This window comes from Mesorhizobium sp. M0761, from assembly GCF_040320205.1.
Taxonomy (GTDB): domain Bacteria; phylum Pseudomonadota; class Alphaproteobacteria; order Rhizobiales; family Rhizobiaceae; genus Mesorhizobium.
Genome location: NZ_JAMYPF010000006.1, coordinates 344,102 through 365,020, shown reverse-complemented (window position 1 = coordinate 365,020; position 20,919 = coordinate 344,102). Strand labels below are relative to the sequence as shown.

20 protein-coding genes are annotated in these 20,919 nt (G+C 63.2%); 9 read left to right on the top strand and 11 right to left on the bottom strand.

Translation table 11 applies throughout. The features are described 5' to 3' along the window. The first annotated feature begins 82 nt into the window (after positions 1-82). The 3 genes from NKI32_RS13410 to NKI32_RS13400 all read left to right on the top strand — a co-directional run bounded on the left by NKI32_RS13410 (position 83) and on the right by NKI32_RS13400 (position 2,986). The gene (locus NKI32_RS13410) at positions 83-1,000 is read left to right on the top strand and encodes an ABC transporter permease (RefSeq protein ID WP_353002808.1); all 918 of its coding nucleotides are present in this window, start codon (positions 83-85) and stop codon (positions 998-1,000) included. Continuing rightward, positions 997-1,821, top strand: a complete 825-nt coding sequence (locus NKI32_RS13405; RefSeq protein WP_353002807.1) for an ABC transporter permease — start codon at positions 997-999, stop codon at positions 1,819-1,821. The genes NKI32_RS13410 and NKI32_RS13405 overlap by 4 nt, the downstream gene beginning before the upstream one ends. A gap of 91 nt (positions 1,822-1,912) precedes the next feature. Beyond that, on the top strand, positions 1,913-2,986 hold the full coding sequence (locus tag NKI32_RS13400; protein WP_352511856.1) for an ABC transporter ATP-binding protein: 1,074 nt from the start codon (positions 1,913-1,915) through the stop codon (positions 2,984-2,986). A 50-nt stretch (positions 2,987-3,036) separates the two neighbouring features. Here the strand turns inward: NKI32_RS13400 and NKI32_RS13395 are convergent, their stop codons facing one another. The 5 genes from NKI32_RS13395 to NKI32_RS13375 form a co-directional block, all read right to left on the bottom strand. After that, on the bottom strand, positions 3,037-4,326 hold the full coding sequence (locus tag NKI32_RS13395) for a flavin monoamine oxidase family protein (protein ID WP_352511858.1): 1,290 nt from the start codon (positions 4,324-4,326) through the stop codon (positions 3,037-3,039). Beyond that, positions 4,323-5,399, bottom strand: a complete 1,077-nt coding sequence (locus NKI32_RS13390) for an extracellular solute-binding protein (protein WP_353002806.1) — start codon at positions 5,397-5,399, stop codon at positions 4,323-4,325. Before NKI32_RS13390 ends, NKI32_RS13395 begins: the two co-directional genes overlap by 4 nt. 116 nt (positions 5,400-5,515) lie before the next feature. Continuing rightward, positions 5,516-6,598 (bottom strand): ABC transporter substrate-binding protein, encoded by a 1,083-nt coding sequence (locus NKI32_RS13385; protein ID WP_352511860.1) that lies wholly within the window; start codon positions 6,596-6,598, stop codon positions 5,516-5,518. A 58-nt stretch (positions 6,599-6,656) separates the two neighbouring features. Then, positions 6,657-7,337: a transcriptional regulator BetI gene (gene betI / locus NKI32_RS13380; protein WP_023670076.1), complete on the bottom strand. Its 681-nt coding sequence runs from the start codon at positions 7,335-7,337 to the stop codon at positions 6,657-6,659. A 27-nt stretch (positions 7,338-7,364) separates the two neighbouring features. Then, complete coding sequence (locus tag NKI32_RS13375; protein ID WP_352511861.1) at positions 7,365-8,165, bottom strand: class I SAM-dependent methyltransferase; 801 nt, start codon at positions 8,163-8,165, stop codon at positions 7,365-7,367. Between the two features lie 200 nt (positions 8,166-8,365). Between NKI32_RS13375 and NKI32_RS13370 the strand changes: the two genes are divergently transcribed. Genes NKI32_RS13370 through NKI32_RS13355 form a run of 4 tightly spaced genes read left to right on the top strand, consistent with a single transcriptional unit; the run spans position 8,366 to position 13,063 of the window. Beyond that, entirely contained in the window at positions 8,366-9,985 is a 1,620-nt protein-coding gene (locus NKI32_RS13370; RefSeq protein ID WP_352623557.1) for a phytoene desaturase family protein, read from the top strand. Continuing rightward, a complete protein-coding gene (locus NKI32_RS13365) occupies positions 9,972-11,537 on the top strand; it encodes a phytoene desaturase family protein (RefSeq protein WP_353002805.1) in 1,566 nt (521 codons plus the stop codon). Before NKI32_RS13370 ends, NKI32_RS13365 begins: the two co-directional genes overlap by 14 nt. Positions 11,538-11,588: 51 nt before the next feature. Beyond that, the gene (locus NKI32_RS13360) at positions 11,589-12,815 is read left to right on the top strand and encodes an aminomethyl transferase family protein (protein WP_353002804.1); all 1,227 of its coding nucleotides are present in this window, start codon (positions 11,589-11,591) and stop codon (positions 12,813-12,815) included. A 2-nt stretch (positions 12,816-12,817) separates the two neighbouring features. Further along, a complete protein-coding gene (locus NKI32_RS13355) occupies positions 12,818-13,063 on the top strand; it encodes a hypothetical protein (protein WP_352623561.1) in 246 nt (81 codons plus the stop codon). Between the two features lie 3 nt (positions 13,064-13,066). On the opposite strand, the gene NKI32_RS13350 is transcribed toward NKI32_RS13355, so the two are convergent. From NKI32_RS13350 to NKI32_RS13335, 4 genes are all read right to left on the bottom strand, one after another. After that, positions 13,067-14,125 carry a dipeptidase gene (locus tag NKI32_RS13350; RefSeq protein ID WP_353002803.1) on the bottom strand — a complete coding sequence of 353 codons (1,059 nt, stop codon included), beginning with the start codon at positions 14,123-14,125 and terminating at the stop codon, positions 13,067-13,069. Positions 14,126-14,374: 249 nt separating this feature from the next. Then, entirely contained in the window at positions 14,375-14,674 is a 300-nt protein-coding gene (locus NKI32_RS13345; RefSeq protein WP_023715014.1) for a GNAT family N-acetyltransferase, read from the bottom strand. Further along, the gene (locus NKI32_RS13340) at positions 14,667-15,299 is read right to left on the bottom strand and encodes an alpha/beta hydrolase (protein WP_353002802.1); all 633 of its coding nucleotides are present in this window, start codon (positions 15,297-15,299) and stop codon (positions 14,667-14,669) included. The genes NKI32_RS13345 and NKI32_RS13340 overlap by 8 nt, the downstream gene beginning before the upstream one ends. A gap of 4 nt (positions 15,300-15,303) precedes the next feature. Further along, a complete protein-coding gene (locus NKI32_RS13335) occupies positions 15,304-16,236 on the bottom strand; it encodes a VOC family protein (protein ID WP_353002801.1) in 933 nt (310 codons plus the stop codon). Positions 16,237-16,453: 217 nt separating this feature from the next. On the opposite strand from NKI32_RS13335, the gene NKI32_RS13330 reads away from it, so the two are divergent. Beyond that, positions 16,454-18,007: an alkaline phosphatase family protein gene (locus tag NKI32_RS13330; protein ID WP_353002800.1), complete on the top strand. Its 1,554-nt coding sequence runs from the start codon at positions 16,454-16,456 to the stop codon at positions 18,005-18,007. 77 nt (positions 18,008-18,084) lie between these two features. On the opposite strand, the gene NKI32_RS13325 is transcribed toward NKI32_RS13330, so the two are convergent. Further along, the gene (locus tag NKI32_RS13325; protein WP_353002799.1) at positions 18,085-19,389 is read right to left on the bottom strand and encodes a PRC-barrel domain-containing protein; all 1,305 of its coding nucleotides are present in this window, start codon (positions 19,387-19,389) and stop codon (positions 18,085-18,087) included. Between the two features lie 258 nt (positions 19,390-19,647). Here NKI32_RS13325 and NKI32_RS13320 point away from each other — a divergent pair, with 258 nt between their 5' ends. After that, positions 19,648-20,568 carry a diacylglycerol/lipid kinase family protein gene (locus NKI32_RS13320; RefSeq protein WP_353002798.1) on the top strand — a complete coding sequence of 307 codons (921 nt, stop codon included), beginning with the start codon at positions 19,648-19,650 and terminating at the stop codon, positions 20,566-20,568. A gap of 26 nt (positions 20,569-20,594) precedes the next feature. On the opposite strand, the gene NKI32_RS13315 is transcribed toward NKI32_RS13320, so the two are convergent. After that, complete coding sequence (locus NKI32_RS13315) at positions 20,595-20,822, bottom strand: hypothetical protein (RefSeq protein ID WP_023693688.1); 228 nt, start codon at positions 20,820-20,822, stop codon at positions 20,595-20,597. Positions 20,823-20,919 lie beyond the last annotated feature (97 nt).

Genomic DNA, 20,919 nt, shown 5'->3' with positions numbered 1-20,919 from the left:
GGGAACAGGCAGCCGGCCCGGTCAATGGGAGCATCATGGCGGAACAGTTCGAGCCAGCAACCGAGATCACAGGGTCGCTGCAATGACGGTAGCTGCCGAAGGGGTGCCCAAGCGACGCATGACGCGAGCAAGGCGAAACGCCCTTCTGCAGTCCGAATCCGTCCAGGGCCTTGCCCTGATCAGCCCGACCTTGGTCTACGCTTTGATCCTGCTGCTGGTGCCGATCCTGGTGGTCTTCGCCCACTCCTTCTGGACGCAGAACTACCTCACCATCGACCATGTATTCACGCTGGAGAATTATCGCATCGCGCTGACCGAGCCGATCTACCGCGATCTTCTGTGGCGCTCGCTCTACATTTCCCTGACGGTGAGCTTTTTCACCGTCATCCTCGCCTATCCGATCGCCTATTTCATCTCGTTCCATGGCGGTCGCCACAAAAGCCTGTGGCTGTTCCTGATTACCATCCCGTTCTGGACCAGCTATCTCCTGCGCGTGATGTCATGGAAAGTCATCCTCGGCTATAATGGCGTGCTGAATTCCGGCCTGATGGGCCTCGGCATCATCGACGAACCATCGACCGCGCTACTCTACAATTCCAGCGCCGTCATCATCACGCTCACACACGCCTGGGCGGCCTTCGCCATCCTGCCGATCTTCGTTTCGCTCGAGAAGGTCGACCGCACCTTGGTCGAGGCTGCCACCGATCTTGGCGACGGCCCGCTGCGCTCCTTCCTGCGCGTGACGCTGCCGCTGTCGGCGCCGGGCGTCATCTCGGCCGCTCTCATCGTCATGATCCCCACGGTCGGCGACTACGTCACCCCAAGGCTGGTCGGCGGCAAGGATGGCGTGATGATCGCCAATGCCATCGAGTCGCAGTTCCATAAGGCCTCCAACTGGCCACTCGGCGCGGCATTGTCCGTGACCACCATGCTGGTCGTGACGCTGATGGCGGGCGCCACCGTGCTCATCATCCGCGCGCTGCAGAGGCTGGCGCGATGACGGCGTGGCGGCGCCTTTTTCCCGGCGGCTGGCTGTCCGCCTACGCCTTCCTCTACGTCGTCTTTCTCTATCTGCCGGTGATCTTCCTGCCGATCTTCTCGATCAACACCGCGCCGACGCCAAAATTTCCTCTCACCGGCTATACGCTGAAATGGTACCAAGACCTGCCGAAGACGCCGGCGCTGCTTGACGCCGCCTGGAACAGCCTGATCGTCGGTATCTCGGCATCGGTGCTGGCGACGCTGCTCGGCATCCTCGCCGCCCGCTCGATCACCCGCTACCGCTATCCCGGCCGCCGCACAATCAATGGCCTGATCATGGCGCCGCTGGTGCTGCCGGAAATCATCCTCGCCATCTCCATGCTGCTGGTCATGCTGCAACTGGGCTTAAGCCTTTCGCTGTTCACCGTCGTACTCGGCCATGTCCTGATCTGCATTCCCTATTCGATGACGGTGCTGACCGCCGGTTTCGAGGGGTTCGACCGCAGCCTCGAAGAAGCCTCCGCCGATCTCGGCGAGAGTGTCTTCGGCACCTTCCGGCGGGTGACGCTGCCGATGGTGGCGCCGGCGATCATTTCCAGCCTCCTGGTCTGCTTCACCATCTCGCTCGACGAGTTCGTCATCGCTTTCTTCCTCACCGGCACCGAGACGACGCTGCCGATCTATATCTGGGGCCAGTTGCGCTTTGCCGCCAAGCTGCCGGGTGTGTTGGCGCTGGGCACGCTGCTGCTGGTTGCCTCTTTCGTTTTGATGACCGTTGCCGAGATCCTGCGCCGCCATGCGGCCAGACGCACCCAGAGCGAGGGAGGCCTCTATGCCTGAGCAGTCCCGGGCCGAACGGCCTCAGGATGAGCCATCCAAGCAAGATAAGTCCGAGCGGGCCCAATCTGATCGACCCCAAACCGACCGAGCAATGATCGAAATCCGCAGCGTTACCCGCAGCTATGGGGCGTTCAAGGCGCTCGACGACGCCTCGCTGACCATCAAGGAGGGCGAGTTCTTTTCGCTGCTCGGCCCTTCCGGCTGCGGCAAGACCACGCTGCTGCGCATGATTGCCGGTTTCGACAACCCGACCAGCGGCTCGATCTCGGTCGGCGGCCAGTCGATGGAAGGCATCCCCGCAAACCGCCGGCCGACCAACATGGTATTCCAGAGCTACGCCATCTTCCCGCATCTCAATGTCGAGCAGAATGTCGCCTATGGGCTGAAGCGGCTCAGGCTGGGCGGACCGGAAGAAAAGCGCCGCGTCGAGGAAGCGCTGGCGCAGGTGTCGCTCACCGGCCTCGGCAAACGCCTCGCCACCGAGCTTTCCGGCGGCCAGCGCCAGCGCGTGGCGCTCGCCCGCGCCTTGGTGATGCGGCCCAAGGTGCTGCTGCTCGACGAGCCGCTGTCGGCTCTCGACAAGAAATTGCGCGAGCAGATGCAGGTCGAACTGCGCCGCCTGCAGCAGGCGGTCGGCATCACCTTCGTGCTGGTCACCCATGACCAGTATGAGGCGCTCGCTATGTCCGACCGCATCGCCGTAATGTTCGGCGGCAAGATCGCCCAGGTCGCCTCGCCCAAGGAAATCTACCAGCGGCCGGTCAACCGCCAAGTCGCCGATTTCCTCGGCGGCATGAATTTCGTAAAAGCGCAGATCGTCGAGGAGAGCAGCGCCTCGCTGGTCGTCGACACGCTGGGCTTCGGCCGGGTCAGGACCGACAAGCCGAAGGCCTTCGTGCGCAATGGCGGCGGCGCCACTCTGGGCATCAGGCCGGAGCGATTGCGCGTGCTGTGGGACAATGCGACGGCGAAATTCGAAGTGGCCGGCAAGGTGGTCGAACGCCACTATTTTGGCGAGATCACCCACCTGATCGTCGAGATACCCGGATTGGAAAAGCCACTGTCGGTCACCGAGACCAACGACTTCGGCGCCGACGATATCCCCGTCGGCACTTCGATCCGCCTCGGCTACGATCCCGAGGCCCTGGTGGCGATGGCGGACTGAGCATGATCCCGAAAAGTGGGAACCGGTTTTCGGAATAAGATCATGCTCCACTAACTAAGAATTTTAAGTTCCGTCGCGATCTGTTTGGCTGCGATCCGCCCCATCACGATGGCGCCTTCGACATAGCCCGGGAATGACGGCGACAGTTCCGACGAGGCGAAATGAACCGGGGCAGCGCCGGCACGGATCGTGCGCTCGGCATCCCTTGCCGTCACATCGACAATAAGGTCGCTGTAGGCGCCGCCGCTCCAGCGGTCATCGATCCAGTCGCGCTGGCTGAAATCGATAATATCGGCCGCCTCCGGGCCAAGGGCATCAACGAGCCTTGCCGTGACCTCCGCACGCAGCGCCGCGTCCGCGAGCGGACGCCAACGCAACGCCAGTGGTCCGCCGACGAAGACGACCAGCGCGGCATGTTGCGCATCCTTGCTGGCGTCACAGGCGAACAGGCCCGGCAGGTCGCGCCACATCACCATGCCGCACAGGTCGCGCTCGCGCCAGAACGGCGTGGGATAGCGCACCAGGATCTTGATCATCACACCGCTTTCCCAGACGCCGAGCGCCTTTGCGAGAGCCGGCGGCAGAGCGGGCGCGAAATCCAGCTTCGCGGCCGTCGCCGGCGGCAGCGCGACCAGCACTTTTCGCGCTTCGATGGAGCTGCCTGCCGAGACGGCACGAACCCCTTGCGGGCCGTGCTCGATGCGCGTAACCGGCTCGTTCAGCCAAACCCTGTCGCCGAGATCTCCGGCCATATCCTCGGCCAGCGACTGCATGGTTTCGAGCAGCGAATATTGCAGCTCAGGCACCTCGTTGGTGATGCGCCGGTCATTGTCGATGAGGTACCACAGCGGCACCTTGTCCATCGCCAGGCACCACAGGCCTTCGATCATCGAGCGGAAAGCCGTCTTGGCGTCAGTGGGATCATGCTGGCGTTCGAGCCAGGCGGCAGCGCTCATGCCGGCGATCGAGGGATCGTCCGGCTCGATCGCATTCATCCGCTCGCGGATTGCCATCGCGCCATGATAGGTCCGTTCGGCCTCTTCGACCGACAGCGATGGATGGGTGATGAAATCGCCATTCACATAAGTTTCGACGAAGGCCTTGCCACGGGACGCGGCCAGCGCCGTCACCTCCGGCATGTCTTCGCAGAAAAACTGGCCGCCGCTGTCGATGCGCTCGCCAAGCCCGTTGCGAATAGCCTCGACCCTGCCGCCGACGCGGTCGCGTGCTTCGAGCAGCACGACATTGATGCCGGCCTTTCTCAGCTCAAGCGCAGCCGACAGGCCGGTGAAACCGGCGCCGACGATAACGACATCGGTTCTTTCAGTCCTGTCGCTCAATAGCCGGCCTTGATCTTCTCGAATTCCGTGACCATGCGCTGCTTGAGCTCAGGCGGCACCGGCTGCTGGAACAGCGTCTTGTCCAAGAACTTGTCGAGATTGTCGAAGCCACGGTCGCTCAGCACCTGATGGTCGATCGCGGCCATCCCGGCGCTGTTGCCGTGGCCGTAGCCGAAGGTCTTGACCAAGTAATCGGACACGGCATGCGCGTTGACCGCACTGAGGAAATCATAGGCCTGATCGAGCTTGCCCGGCGCATCCTTCATCAGCACATAGCCGCACACCCAGGTGGATATGCCTTCCCTGGTGTCGCGGTTCATGGCGATCGGCATGCCTTGGCCCTTGAGCGTCACGAAGGTCTCATTCCAGCCCCAGACGAGGTCGACCTCATTGCCGGTAAAGGCCTGGTTGAGGTCGGTGTCGTCGGTCCAGTAAAAGCGGATGTTCTTGTGGACGTCACGCAGGAAGGCGGACGCCTCCTGGAACTGCGCGTCGGTCATCTTGGTCCAGTCCTTGAGGCCGATGACCAGGCTGGCCAGCGCATAGGCGTCATCGACATTGTCGCCGATGGTGACGCGGCCCTTGAATTTGGAATCGGCGAAAATCTTCAGCGACTGCGCTTCCTCCGCCGTGACCTTGTCGGTGCGGTAGAGCAGCGAAGTGTTGCCCCAGTCGAACGGCATGAACCAGGCCTTGCCGTCGGCGGTGACGGCGAGATCCTTCATCGCCATGATGCCGGGATTGAGATCCTTCCAGCCGGCGATCCGGGAGGTGTCGAGCGGTTGCAGAATGCCGGCCGCGCGCCACTTGGTCACGCTTTGCGAGCAGGGGTGGGCGATGTCGGCCTTGAAGCCGGCGCGCATCTTCTGGAACGCTTCCTCCTCGTCGCCGAAGAAAGCAAAGGTCGGCTCGGCGCCGTATTTGGCGGTGTAGTCGGGGTGCAGCAACGGATCTTCATAGCCTGACCAGTCGAACACGACGAGGTCGCCGCCGCCTTCGGCATAAGCAAGCACGGCGCCGGCGCCGACTGTAAGAGCAGCGGCAAGGGCGAGGCGGCGAAGCATGGAATTCATGGCGCGAAACTCCTCATCGCGAAAAGCGGCCGGGCGACGTTACGGAATTTCAGCGGCCTTGGCGAGACCGTCTGCCCGGCGCACTGACAGGCAGACGGAGGAGGCCGGACAGAGCTTTAGTAGCCTGCCTTGATCTTCTCGAATTCGGCGATCATCTTGAGCTTGAGCGACGACGGCACGGGCGATTGGAACAGGGTCTTGTCGACGAATTTCTGCACGTCGTCATAGCCCTTTTCTTTCAGGATCGCCGGGTCGACGCCGGCCATGCCCTTGGCGTTGGCCTGGCCATAACCCCAGTCCTTGACCAGCACCTTGGCGGTCTCGGGATCGTTGATCGCATTGAGGTAGTCATAGGCCTTGTCGACATTGCCGGGTGCGTCCTTGAACAGCACGTAGCCGCAGACCCAGGTCGAGATGCCTTCGTCCGTATCCTTCTTGGACTTGATCGGCACACCGGCAGCGACGGATTGTACCGTGGCATCGTTCCATGCCCAGGCGAGATCGACCTCGCCGCCGCTCAGCAACTGGACGACGTCCGTGGTGTCGGTCCAGTAGGAGCGGACATTCTTGTGCACTTGGCGCAGGAAATCGGACGCCTGCTTGAACTGGTCGTCCGTCATCTTGGTCCAGTCCTTGAGCCCGATGGCAAGGCTGGCCAGCGCATAGGCGTCGTCGACATTGTCGCCGATCGAGACCCGCCCCTTGAACTTGGGATCGGCGAAGGCCTTCAGCGACTGCACATCCTTCGCGTCGATCTTGTCGGAGTTGTAGGTGAGCTGGGTGTTGCCCCAGTCCCACGGCATGAACCAGGCCTTGCCGTCCGAAGTGGTGGCCAGATCCTTCATCGCCATGATGCCGGGATTGAGATCCTTCCAGCCGGTGATCTTCGAGGTGTCGAGCGGCTGCAGCAGCCCCGCCTCGCGCCACTTTGTCACGCTCTGCGAGCAGGGATGACCAAGATCGGCCTTGAAGCCGGAGCGCACTTTCTCGAAGGCTTCGTCCTCGTCGCCGAAGAAGGCGAAGGTCGGCGAGTCGCCGTTCTTCTCGACATATCTGGGGTGGAAGCTCGGGTCCTCATAGCCCGACCAGTCGAACACGATCAGGTCCTTGTCGGCGGCGACCGCAAGCGCAGCGGCCGAAGCCGCCAGCGTCGCCGTCAGCGCCAATGTCAGTGTCAGGCGTCGGGTTATTCTTTTCATGCTGTTCCATCCTCTTTGTTTTTGATTGTTCGCTCCGGCTTGGATCCGCCGGTTGTTGTCAACGTCCGCTGTCTGGCGGGTAGTGCTTCGGAAAGGCGGCCGACAGGAATTCGTTTGCCGCCTGCAGCGCGCTCTCACGGGTGACGTCCTCGGTCCCCATCATCAGCCGCAGCCACAAGCCCTCCAGCATGGCGCTGAGCGCCAGCGCCATGACCTGCGGCTCATAGGCATAACCACCGCCCTGCTTGAGCGTGGCACAGAGGTCGATGAAGATCTTCTGGTAGGCCGCGTCGCGCGCGCCGCACAGCGCCTGGTAGGTCGGCCGCGACTTGGCCTCGCCCCAGAACGCGCACCACGCCGCGAGCTTGCGCTTGTTGCAGATCGAACGGTCGAAATCGGCGGCGACCAGCGCCCGCAGCTGCCGGGCTGGATCCTCGCCGGCCTTGGTCAGCGCGACGCGCCAATGCGCCGCATATTCGTCGGCCATATAGGCAAGCGTGGCGACGAGCAGCTTCTCCTTGCTCTCGAAATGGAAGTTGACGATGCCGCGCGACAGGCCGGCGCCGTCAGCGACATCGGCCATCGTCGTTTCCGAATAACCGCGCTTGGCCAGCGAATCGATGGTCGCTTCGATCAGCTGCTGTTGCCTGACCTCCTTCGACGCCTTGCGGCCGCGTTTTTCCGGTTCGGTTTTTCCAGACGTGTCGGAGGATCGCTCTTCGCGCGCTGCAGCTTTCATCGGTGCCGTCATGCTCCACATTGCCGGCTATCCCACCACAGCCGGCTTCCACCCGCGAAGATGAGTGGGACGGTGCTCGCCACTGTCAAGCACCTTCTGCATGGCTTCCCAGGTCTTGATGTTCTTGTCGACATAGGCCGCTCCGACCGCGACTGCCGCCGTCTCGTAGAGCGGGCCTTTCAGCCTTTCCAGTTCGCCGCGCGCGACCTTGCGATACCAAGAATTGCGGTCTCTGACGGCGACATCGGCAAAGCCGGCGCTGCGCATCGCTTGCGCATAGCGTGCCGGCGAGGCCATGGCGAAGGACAGGCCTTCGGCCGCGACATAGGCCTTCATCTCAGATGACGGCTCGCCGTCATGGCCGATCAGCCAGTCGGAGGCGGCAAAGACGCCGTCCGGCTTCAGCACACGGAAGATTTCGGCAAACAGCGCGTCCTTGTCGGGCACGTGCACCAGCGCATCCTTGGAGAAGACGACATCGAACGAAGCGTCGGCAAAAGGCAGCGGCCCCGGCGGCGCCTGGACGAAGCTGGCGCGGTCTGAAAGCCCTCGTACAGCGGCACGCTTTCTGGCCGCCTCGATCACCGGCCGCTCGATATCGAAGCCGGTGGCATGAGCGGCACCGTGGCGCTCCACCAGATGCAGCGCGATGCCGCCGGAGCCGCAGCCGATGTCGAGGATCGTCTTGCCCCTGAGCGACAGCCCTTCGACCACCCGGTCGACCTCGTCTGGTCCGCCGGGCGACAGATAACCCTCGCCCCACAGCGCCTCGAGGAAGCGGATCGCGGCGTCGTCATATTCCGGCTCGCCATCTGCCGTTTCGATCATCAGACCTTAAGTCCCGTCAGCCGAATTGCGAGGTTCGAATGCCGGCAAAGCGTAGTGTATTAACAGGAAAACGCAATATCATTTGTTGAACATTCATTCAGAATGGCTGGACAGAATAGCCGCTGCCGTGCCAAATTCCGCGCATTCGGCGACAAATCACGCGAAAATGAAGGGTCGAGCACCATGAAGGCTGGGCGCGAATGAAAGCTTGGGATGCGATCGTCATCGGCGGCGGACACAACGGCCTGGTCAACGCCTGCTATTTGCAACGCGCCGGGCTCGACGTGCTGGTGGTGGAAAAGAACGACTGGGTCGGCGGCGCCGCCACCAGCCGCGAGCTGACGCCGGGCTTCCTCTACTCCAACTGCTCCTATGTCTGCTCGCTGTTTCGCCCCGAGATCATGCGCGACCTCGAACTGCCGCGTTTCGGCTTGCAGGTTATTTCCTATGAAGGCGGCGCCGTGTTCACCCGCGACGGCGACTACCTCGCCAACTACCGTGACCACGATGCGCACCGGCGCGAATTCGCCCGCTTCTCCAGGCGCGACGCGGAGGCCTATGACCGCTATTCGCGCGACGTGACGCGGCAGTGCCGTTTCATCCAGCCGCTGCTGATGCGCACCGCACCGGACCCGGCCAGTCTCAAGCCGCGTGACCTCGGAGAGCTTCTCTATCTCGGCAAGAAATTCGCCGGCCTGTCATCAGAAGAAATGGCGCTGACGCTGCGCTTCTGGACCATGTCGATCTCGGAATTCCTCGACGAATATTTTGAGACCGATGTCATCAAGGCGAACTTCGCTTTGTCCGGCATTATCGGTACCGCGCTCGGGCCGATGTCGCCCGGCACGGCCTACGTGCTGCTGCACCACTATATGGGCGAGGTCGACGGCTCGGTCGGCGCCTGGGGCTATGCGCGCGGCGGCATGGGCGCCGTCACCAAGGCGCTCGCCGCTTCCTTCAAGGGGTCCGGCGGCACCATCCGTACCGGCGCCGAGGTCGGCCATGTGCTGGTGAGCCGAGGCAAGGCCAAGGGCGTGGTGCTGGCCGGCGGCGAGGAGGTCTACGGCAAGCTCGTCGTCTCCAACGCCGACGTCAAACGCACATTCCTGAAACTGGTCGAGGAGAAGGAACTGCCCGACATTTTCCTGCGGCGGGTCAGGAACTTCAAGATCCGCGGCTCCTCCGGCAAGGTCAACATCGCGCTGGATTCCCTGCCGGAATTCCCGGCACTGCCGAAGGATTCACCCGTTTATCGCGGCGACATGCATTTCACCGATTCCATGGAGCGCATGGAGCGCGCCTATGACGACTGGAAGGCCGGTCGCTGGTCGGCCGACCCATTCCTCGACATGGTCATCCCAACGACGCTCGACCCGACCATGGCGCCGCCGGGCAAGCATTTCATGAGCTGCTTCGTGCAGTACGCGCCGCCCAAGGTGAACGGCTGCGACTGGACAGATACCGACCGCAACGGCTTCGCCGAAAGCGTGGTCGCGCAGATCGCGGAATACTCGCCGGGCTTCCGCGACCGCATCGTTCACATGGAGGTTCGCACGCCGCGCGAGATCGAAGCCGAGGTCGGCCTCACCGAAGGCAATATTTTCCAGGGCGAGCTGACCTTCGACCAGCTGCTGTTCAACCGTCCCGTGCCGGGCTATGCTCAATACCGCTCGCCGGTCGGCGGGCTCTATATGTGCGGCTCCTCGACCCATCCCGGCGGCGGCGTCATGGGCGCACCCGGCCGCAATGCGGCAGCCGAGATCCTGCGCGACCTCGCCAAATCGACCTCCCATATGAGCCCGGCCCATGACGTCATTTGATGCCATCATCATAGGCGGCGGCCATAACGGCCTTGTCGCTGCCGCCACTCTGGCGAAAGCCGGCCGCAAGGTGCTGGTGCTGGAAGCGGCCGGCGATGTCGGCGGCGCGGCGCGCACCGAAGAGTTTGCGCCGGGTTTTCGGGTCTCCTCGATCGCCCATGTGCTGAACCGCCTGCACCCCGACGTGGTGAAGACATTGGAGCTGGAGAAACACGGGCTGCAGGTCACCCGTACAGACTTCATGCCGTCGGTCGCCTTGGCGAAGGACGGCCCGCTGCTTGTCCTGCATGGCGCCTATGGCGAAGTGCTGACCGGCTCCACTCCGTCCGAGCAGTCCGCCTGGAAGGAATTGCGTGCGCAACTCATGCGCTATGCCGGCATCCTGAAACCGTTCCTGTCGCGGCGCCCCCCCGATCTCGGTGGCATGTCGCTGCTTGAAACCGCAGCGCTCGGCCAGACGGCCGCGGCGCTGAAAAAGCTCGGAAAGGAAGACATGCGCGACTTCCTGCGCGTTCTCCTGATGAACGTCGCCGACCTGCTCGACGAGCAGCTTGCCGATATCAGGCTGAAGGGCCTGCTTGCCTTCGACGCCACGCTTGGTAGCCATCTCGGTCCGCGCTCGCCGACCTCCCTGCTCGGCCTCTACTATCGGCTGGCCGGCGAGACCGGCGGCAAAACCGGCGCGCAGATGCTGCCGAAAGGTGGGATGGGTGCAGTCGTCGCCGCGATCCGCGCGGCGGCGGAGAAAGCCGGCGTCACCATCCGCACGGCAGCGCCCGTGGCCAGGATAGTCGTCGAGAAAGGCCGCGCCGTCGGCGTGACCCTCGACGGCGGCGAGGTGCTGCACGCCAGAACGATCGTCTCCGCCATCAACCCGGCGACCACCATGCTCGGCCTGGTCGGGTCACGCGAGATCGACACCGGCTTCGTGCGCAAGGTGAAAAACATCCGCATGAGGGGCGACGCGGCGAAGCTCCATCTGGCGCTCGATCGGCCACCGCAATTTTCCGGCGTCGACGCCGCCAGCCACAAGGGCCGCCTGGTCATCGCGCCCTCGCCCGACCATGTCGAGCGCGCCTTCAACCCTTCGAAATATGGCGAGTTCTCAGCCGAACCGGTGATGGAGATCACACTGCCCTCGCTCTCCGACTCGTCGCTCGCGCCAAGTGGCGCCTGCGTGCTGTCGGCGATCGTGCAATACGCGCCTTACGCGCTGAAAGAGGGTTGGGATGCCGGCAAGCCGAAATTCCTCAAGGCTGTTATGGCGCAGCTCGAAGCCTACGCGCCCGGTATCGGCAAGTCCGTGCTGCATGCCGAGCTTTTGACGCCAGCCGGTATCGAAGCCAACTACCGCATGCCGGGCGGCCATTGGCACCACGGCGAATTGCAGGCCGACCAGATGTTGATGTCGCGGCCCGTCTCCGGCTGGTCGGGCTACAACACGCCGATCGAGGGGCTGTTCCTGGCCGGCGCCGGTTCGCATCCGGGCGGCGGTGTTTCGGGTGCTCCCGGTTTGAATGCGGCGCGGCGCATCATCGCGATGAAGGGATGATCGGATGTTTCAACCAGTCAACGCCGCACTCTACGGCGAAGGAATGCCGTCATGACGAGTCCGATCAACAACGCCGCCCGCACCACAGCGCAGTCGCATTTCCGCACACTGCGTCTCGGCACGCCGTTCCAGCCGCGCATCGATGCGCTGGCCAGAACCCAGGACTGGTACAATTGGGCCGGCTATCGCGCGCCGCATTCGCTGTGGGACGAGGAACTCGAATATTTCGCCATTCGCAGCCAGGCGGCTTTGTTCGACATCTCGCCGATGACGAAATACCGGATCGAGGGTCCGGATGCCGAAGCCTTCCTCAACCGCGTCACCTTGCGCGATGTCACCAAGCTCAAACCCGGCCGCGTCCACTACACCGCATGGTGCGACGACGAGAGTTTCGTCCTCGATGACGGCACGCTGTTCCGGCTGTCGCCGACCCGCTTCCGCCTGTGTTCGCAGGAGCGGCACCTGCCCTGGCTGCTCGACAGCGCCATCGGTTTCGAAGTGACCGTCGAGGAAGAGACTGAAAGCGTCGCTGATCTCGCGCTGCAAGGCCCAACCTCCTTCGCCGTGCTGCGCGAGGCGGGTTTCGCCGGCGTCGAGAAGTTGAAGATATTCGACCTCGCCGAGTTTCCGCACGACAGCGGCACCGTAACCATCTCGCGCACCGGCTTCACCGGCGATCTCGGCTACGAACTGTTCGTGCCGGCCGAAAAAGCGCTCAGCCTCTGGGACCGCCTGATGACGGCAGGCGAACTGCGCGGCATCTGCGCCATCGGATACGCCGCCCTCAACCGCGCCCGGCTGGAAGCCGGCCTGATCGTCGCCAATGCCGACTTCACCACCGCAGACCATGCCATTCGCGCCGACCGTCTGCGCATGCCGGACGTGTTCGGTCTCGGCTTTATGGTCGATTTGGGAAAAGGCCATTTCAATGGCCGCCGCGCCATGCTCGAAGCGCGCGCCAAACGCAAGCTGCGCCATGTGCTGGTCGGGCTGGAGATCGAAGGCAACATCCCGGCCGAACACGCCATCGTCTATCACAAGAAGCATCAGGAGGTCGGGCTGGTCAGCGCCGCCATCTGGTCGCCGATGGCCAAGCGCAATATCGCCATCGCCTCGCTGACGCGTCCCTATGGTGATACGATGGTGGAAGACCTCTGGGTCGAGATCTACGCCATGCGCGAGTTGCAGTACCAGAAGCTGATGAAGCGGGCCAAGGTGGTGGCCCGTCCTTTCATCAAGCTCGACCGCCGCACCGCCAATCCGCCGGCGGATTTCTGATCATGGCCAACGAACCGGATGATGAGACGGAAGCCGCCGAACAGTGGCAGCTGGTCAACACGCCGCTCGGCGAAAAATGGTCGGGTCGTACCCGCTATGCCGCCGCCATGTACTTCTACAAGCGCGGCGAAATGAGCGCCGAGACGCTCGAAGTCTACCGCATCTGCGCGCGGCTGGACTGGGAGAACCCGCTGCCGATGATCAGGGATCGCGGCGGCCAGGATTGGCTGAAGCGCATGGGCGCTTAAGCCTCAGCCTATGGTTCTTTCGAGAACGCTCAGCCAGTTGCGATAGGCGATCTTCTCGATCAACGCGCGTCCGAAACCGCGCGCGGCCAGCGCATCTATCAGCTTCGGCAGACCGGCAACGTCGCCGATGACCGCCGGGATCATGGCGCCGTCGAAATCGGAGCCGAGACCGACGCCGTCCTCGCCCAGCGCCTGCAGCAGCGAGTCGACATGGCGCACCATGATGTCGAGGCTGGTGTCCGAGTTCATCCGTCCGTCTTCACGCAGGAAGCCGGTTGCGAAGTTGAGCCCGACCATGCCGCCGGTCTCGCGGATGGCGCCGAGCTGCCAGTCCGTCAGGTTGCGCGAATGGGTGCACAGCGCATGCACGTTCGAATGGGTGGCGACCAGCGGCGCATCGCTGAGTGCGGCGACATCGCGAAAGCCCTTTTCGTTGAGATGCGACAGGTCGACCATGATCTTGAGCTGATTGCAGGCCTTGATCAGCGCCTTGCCGGCATCGGTCAGCCCCGGTCCGGTATCGGGCGACGACGGAAAGCGGAACGGGACGCCATGGCCGAAGGCGTTGGGTCGGCTCCAGACAATGCCGAGCGAGCGCAGGCCGGCTTCGTAGAGCACGTCGAGCAAGGTAAGTTCGGGATCGATCGCCTCGACGCCTTCAATATGAAACAACGCCGCGATCGACCCTTTCGCCATCGCCTCGCGAATGTCACCGGCACTGCGGCAGACGGTCAGCGCCCCCGCTCGCTCCAGCCGAAACAGGATCGAGGCCATGCCGATGGTGGAATTGAGCGCATCAGCGCGTGGCAGTTCCGGCGGCAATGGCTCATTGTCGCTCGGCGCCGGCGGCACCGCAGAGCGTTTGCTCTTCTCTACCGGCGGCGGGAAGATCGCGAACATGCCGCCGGCAAAGCCGCCCTTCTTGGCGCGCGGCAGATCTATATGACCGCCCTGCGTCCCCTCGATGAACAGCTTTTCGACGTCGGTGTCTTTCGACTGGTACAGTCGCAGCAGCGTGTCGTTGTGGCCGTCGAAGACGGGGACGAGATCGGGTTCGGTCATCAGGAAGCCATTCGGTCAGTTGGCAGGAGCGGACGAACCGCAGCGAACTGTGTACTTAGGCAAGAAGGCCGAACTGCGCAAATGCCAGAGAGGTGTTCGCTCTTGTGGCTGAGCGACTCCGACCACCTGCCGGGTCCCCGCTGCTTCGCAGCGTCCCGGCGTTCGCCGGCCTTTCATCGTGCCACCGGCACGATGAATTCGCCTTCGGCGACCGGCAACTCACCCCGCAAGGGGAGAAGGGAAAAAGGTCTATTGCTTCAGCACATCCGCCCATTCCGGATGGCGGCGGAACTGGGCGTTGGCGAAGGGGCAGAGCGGGATGATCTTCTTGCCCACTGCCCGCGCGTCCTCGACGGCGCGTGTGACAAGCCGAAGGCCGGCGCCCTGGCCGCGAAACACGTCCGGCACTTCGGTGTGATCGATGATGATCTGGTGCTCGCCGATCTTGGTGAAGGTCATTTCCGCCTCGGCGCCACCGGGCCCGCGCAGGACATAACGTCCCTTCGAGCCGCGGTCCTCGAGTTCGATCTCAGGTAACTGGTCAGGCATCGCTTGCTCCTTCAACCGGCGCATCGGCAAAAAGCCGCTTCGCCGCTTCGATCTCGTTGGGCCGAATTTCGTGGCCGCCATCGTGCCACTCCACTGTGACATCGGCGCCATCGGCACGCAAACAGGCTTCCAGCCGCGACGTCAGGTTGGGCGGGCAAATCGGATCGCGTTTGCCGGCGGTGACCAGGATGCGGCGTCCGGCAAGGCTGCCCTGCACCTGCGGTTCGAACGGGATCAGCGGGTGCATCAGCACCGCCGCATCGAACAGCTCGGGCGCGGCGAACATTACCGACGCCAGGATGTTGGCGCCGTTGGAATAGCCGAGACCCAAGACCGAAGATGGTCTTGCCGCCGCCACCTGCGCCTTGATGAAACCGGCCATCTTGGCGGTCGCCCGCGCGAGGTCGTCCATGTCGTAGACGCCCTCGCCGGTGCGGCGGAAGAAACGCGCCGCACCATGCTCGGAAACATCGCCGCGCGGCGATACGATCGTCGCCTGTGGCGCGAGGTCGCGCCCGAGCGACAGCAGCTGGCTCTCGTCCGCGCCGGTGCCGTGAAAGGCGAAGAGCAGCGGGCCGCCGGGCGAACCCGGCAGCGCCTTATGGATGTAAGCTTCCTTGCTCATCGTCTCAGCCTTCCAGCTTCTGCAGATGCTCTTTAAGATAGGGCCGCAGATGCTGGTGCTGCGTCGGCAGTTTCAGGGCTTCGCCGAGATGGGCGGTGTCCTCGTCGCGGTCGAAGCCCGGCTCATTGGTAGCGACTTCGAACAGCACGCCGCCCGGCGTTCGGAAGTAGATCGCCCAGAAATAGTCGCGGTCGATCACCGGCGTTACGCCATAACCCGTATCGATCAGCGCCTTGCGCACTTCGAGTTGCTGGGCGCGGTTCTCCACCGCGAAGGCGACATGGTGGACCGAGCCGGCGCCGAGATTGGCAAAGCCCGCGGTAGGCAGCGATTCGATATCGACGACATCAGCGCCGTTGCCGTTCTTGATGGCGAGCCGGCTGACACTGCCGGACTTGTCCACTTGCTCATAGCCCATGAACTTCAACAGCTCTTCCGTGGCGCCACCATCCTTCAATCTGAGCGAGACCGAGTGGAAGCCGCGTATCGCCTCATCAGCGGGAATGCCGCCTTTCAACCATGGCGCGCGGCTGTCCGCCTTGTCTTCGACCAGCGCGAAACCGTCGCCGTCGGGACCGGCGAAGGCCAGCCGCTTCTCGCCGAACGTCTCTTCGCGGGAGACACCCGCAACGCCTTCATCGGCGAAGCGCTTTTCCCAATAGCCGAGCGTGCCGGCCGGCACCGAATAGGCCGTCGTCCCGACCTCGCCGACGCCGTGGCGACCCCTGGCAATGTCCGGGAACGGAAAATAGGTCATCACCGAGCCGGGCGTACCGTGCTCGTCGCCATAATAGAGGTGATAGACATCTGGCGCGTCGAAGTTGACGGTTTTCTTGACCCGGCGCAGGCCGAGCTTGTGCGTGAAGAAATCATTGTTCTGGCGCGCATCGCCGGCCATCGACGTCACGTGATGCAGGCCCTTGATCTGGTCGAGCATTGTCTTGCTCCTTCCCTTGGGTTTGCGGCCCTTGCCGCTGTCCACGCCTATATGAGGGGCCGCCCGGCAATGGCAAAGGCGGCAAACTCAGAATGGACTGTATCCTAATAGTGAACAGCAGGAAATTTTCGTTCACCATTTAAGCAAGACCGACAGGCTTGCGCCGCAGCCAAATTCCGGTTCATTGAACGTCTTCCCGACGTGACAGGATAGAGCATTGGCCGCGAAAAGCAGACGCCCGAACATCCTATTGATCTCCTGCGACCAATGGCGGGGCGATTGCCTGTCGGCTGCTGGCCATCCCGTGGTGAAGACGCCGAATGCCGATGCGCTCGCCGCCGAAGGCGTCCTTTTCATGCGGCATTACGGCGGCGCGGCGCCCTGCTCGCCGGCCCGCGCGTGCCTCTACACCGGCCTCTACCAGATGAACAATCGCGTCTGCCGCAACGGCACGCCGCTCGACGCCCGCCACGGCAACATGGCGCTTTCGGCCCGCGCCCTCGGCTATGATCCGACTTTGTTCGGCTACACCGACGTCTCGCCCGATCCGCGCACGATGGCGCCGGGCGATCCCCGGCTGAAAAGCTATGAGGGCGTGCTGCCCGGCTTCAGCGTTCGCCAGTTCCTGCCTGAGCATCAGAAACCATGGCTGTCATGGCTGAAGGCACGTGGCGTCGACACCAGCGCGGGCTCTCCCGGCATTCACCGCCCCTTGGGCGGGGAAGCGGGCGACGCCGTGACCAGCGCGCCGCCTGTCTATTCCAGGGACGAGACGCCGACCGCTTTTCTTGCCGGCGAATTCATTCGCTGGCTGGACGAACAGGATTCGCCATGGTTCGCGCATGTCTCCTTCATCAGCCCGCATCCGCCCTTTGTCGTACCGCAGCCCTACAACACGCTGTATGATCCGGCGGACGGACCGCCCTTCCGCCATGTCGAGACTTGGCAGGCCGAGGCGCAAAGGCATCCCTATCTGGCTTACGACCTTGGTCGCCAGAAGCGGAGAAGCTTCCGCCCCGGCACCGACGGCCACGTGCGCGACTGGGGCGACGACAACATCCGGGCCATCCGCGCGATCTATTACGGCATGATCTCGGAGGTCGACGCGCAGCTTGGCCGCATCTGGCAAGCGATCAAGACGGCGAATGCATGGGATGACACCATCATCGTGCTGACTTCGGACCACGCCGAGATGATGGGCGACCATTTCATGCTGGGCAAAGGCGGCTTCTTCGACGGCAGCTATCACATCCCATTGATCGTGCGCGACCCGCGTCACGGCAATGCAGCCGGCTCGACCGTCAACCACTTCACCGAGGCCGTCGACATCTTCCCGACCTTGCTCGATCTGCTGGACGCCGACGCCCAGCTGCATCTCGACGGCCGCTCGCTAAAACCGTTCCTGCAAGATGAACCGCCTAAGGATTGGCGCGACGCGGCGCATTGGGAGTTCGACTTCCGCTCGATTGCCAGCGGTGAGGCCGAACGGCATTTCGGTATCGGCTCGCGCCAGTGCAACCTCGCCGTCATCCGTACGGAAAAATTCAAATACGTGCATTTCGGCGGCGGCCTGCCGCCGCTGCTCTTCGACATGCAGAAGGATCCGGGCGAACTGGCCAACGTTGCCGCCGACCCGGCCTATCTCAGCGAGCGGCTTGAATTTGCCGAGCGACTGCTTGCCTGGCGCGCCGAGCATCTCGACCAGTCGCTGGCGCTTGCAGAGCTGACGGACGAGGGGGTGGTGGGTATGTGGGTAGGCAGTAGGCAGTAGGCAGTAGAATGTTCCTGGCGGCCTGGTGCCTGATCGCCTAGTTTTCGCCTACTGCCTAATCCCTACTGCCTATTCCCTTACTGTACCATCATCCGCTGCTGGTCGCGCTTCTCGGCATAGCTGCCCTTGTCATACGCGGCCTGCGCCTGCAGCTGCTCCTTGGTGAAGTTGGTGTAGAGATATTTGTTGCCGTCCTTGTCGGTCATGAACTTGAGCTTGTCCATGCCGACCGCGACCTCCTTGGCGCCGATGCCTAGAAAGCCGCCGACATCGATGATGACGGCATCCGGCTTGCTGTCGGGCGTGAGCACGACGTCGCCGATCTCGCCGACCTTGGCGTCGTTGGCGCCATAGACGGTGGTGCCCTTCAGGTCGTCGCCTCTGATGTTACCGACCGACATTTCGGTCAGTGTGGACTTGTCGATCGCTGCCGTTTGCGTCGGATCGGTAGCCTTTGTGCCGGCCGGAGCTTCCGCGGTCTTGTCCGCTGGCTGAGCATTGTCAGCCGGTGCAACGGCCGTCGGGGCAGCGGGAGCAGTCGGCTGCGTTGCGTCGGAGGTTGTCGTCACCGGCGCCGGATCATAGGGCTTGCGGTCGAAATCAGGCTGCGCCTGCAGTTCCTCCTTGGTCGTCTGCGCCACCAGCCAGCGATCGCCGTTCTTTTCGGCCCACTGCGCCTTGGCGAAATCATAGGTGACATTCTTTTCACCCATGCCGAGGAAGCCGCCGACGCCGATCACCAGCGACTGCGCCTTGCCATCCTTGGTCAGCACGATGTCGTTGACGTCACCGATATTCTGGGCATCGTCGCCAGTGCCATTGTAGACATTCTCGCCGATGATGTTGGTTGCGAGATTGCCGTCAGCGCGTTTCACCGCCGGTTCTGACGGCGCGGCGTTGAGATCAACCGGCTTCTGCGGGTCGTTCTGCGCCGTGGAAACAGCGGCCGGGGCCGGATCGTAAGGCTTGCGGTCGAAGTCGGGCAGCGCCGTCAACGCTTCTTTCGTCGTCTCGGCGACGAGCCAGCGGTCACCATTCCTCTCGACCCATTGCAACTTGCCGTAGTCGAAGGCGACGTTCTTGCTGCCTATGCCGAGGAAGCCGCCAACGCCGATAATGGCGGATTTCGCCTGGCCGTTTTCATCGAGGACGACGTCGCTGACGTCACCGATCTTCTGCGCATCGTCGCCAGTGCCATTGTACACGGACTCGCCGATGATATTGGTCATCAGCGCGCCGTCGGCCTGTTGCGGCGCCGGCGCGATGGTAGCAGGGGCTTCAGCCGGCGCTGGGGTCGTCGCCGGGGCCGTCGTTGACTGCGCAAACGCACCGGTAGCGATCAGCGTTGCGAGTGCAGTCGTCGCGAACAGTGTGCGGATCATGATTAAGTCTCCTCTTGCGTGATCTCATGCGCGCCGCAATCGGCAAACCACTTGCCGGGAGACCGAAGGCGGCGCCTCCAATGGGATCACAACGTTGTGACAAGGCGCTTGTTCCGAAAAAACGGGAGCATCGAAATACCCTGGGCAAGTCCGCGGAATCGCCCGACATTCCCGCCCGGCCGATGGAACCTTTGCCAAGCTTGCCCGTTTCAGCCTGCGGCTGGCATTCTGGCCGCTAAAAAGAATACGGAGTGGGGCATGCGATTTGCAGCGGTGCTGAACCGGGACGGCGGCACCTTGCGGACCACCGATCTTTCCGCGCTAACCGACCGCATGCGCCAGACGCTTGAGGCGGCTGGTCACTCCATCGATATCGACATCGTCGCCGGCAAAGAGATTGTCGCGGCGCTCGACAAGGTCGCCGCGCGGCGCGACATCGACGTCGTGCTGGCCGGTGGCGGCGACGGCACCATTTCGGCCGCCGCGGGGCGGCTGATGAATGGCAAGAAGGCGCTGGCCGTCCTGCCTGCAGGAACCATGAACCTGTTTGCCCGTGGCCTTGGAATTCCGCAGACCGTCGATGGCGCGCTGAAGTCCTTTGCCGACGGCGAGATCATGGCGGTTGATATCGCGAGCGCGAATGGCCGGCCGTTCGTGCATCAGTTCTCGATCGGCCTGCACGCCAGGATGGTGAAGCTGCGCGACAATATGGAATTCGCCTCGCGCCTGGGAAAGATTCGCGCTTCGGCCAAGGCCGCCTGGACTACGATCAACAATCCTCCCGCCATGAAGGTGACATTGACGGTCGGCGAAGCCGAGATCGTGACCCGCATCAGCGGCATCGGCATTTCCAACAATCTGTTTGGCGAAGGCCATCTGCCTTATGCCGACAATCCTGCCGGCGGCGTGCTCGGCATCTATGTCACCGTGGCGCGGCAGCGTGGCGAGCTGGTCAGGGCGCTCTTCGACATGGCTCGAGGCAGGTGGCGCGACAGCGATCATGTCGAAACTCATCAGGCCGACAAGGCAATCGTGAAGATCCATACAGGGAGCAAGAAATTCGGCGCCGTCATCGACGGCGAACTGGTCAAGCTGGAGCGTGAAACGACAATCCAGATCCACCCTGGCGCGCTGAACGTCCTGGTTCCGGCGCAAGCCGCCCAGGCAAAGGCCGCCTGATGCGATTACGAATGACGAGGAAAACCCTAGCCGCCCGACTGCCCCTCGCCGGCTGGCGCGCTCTGGTCGGCCGGCGCGGTCTGGCCGGTGGGCTGCCCCTGGCTTTCAGGGGTATCTGGATCGATCTTTTGGCCATAAATCTCGGCCGCTCCCCAAGCAATGAAAGCCAGGAGCAGCGCGGCGACCAGTATGCGCAAGCCGTGCCAACCCCAGCGCCCCTGACGGGCTTTGTTTTCAGGGGCGATCTTGGTCATCGGCGGCGTTCCTATCGTGCAACCGGCATGGTGGATAAAACCATCGCCAGCGAAGCATGGTGGGGTAACGATTGCTTGCTACAAAAGTTCCGGCGCG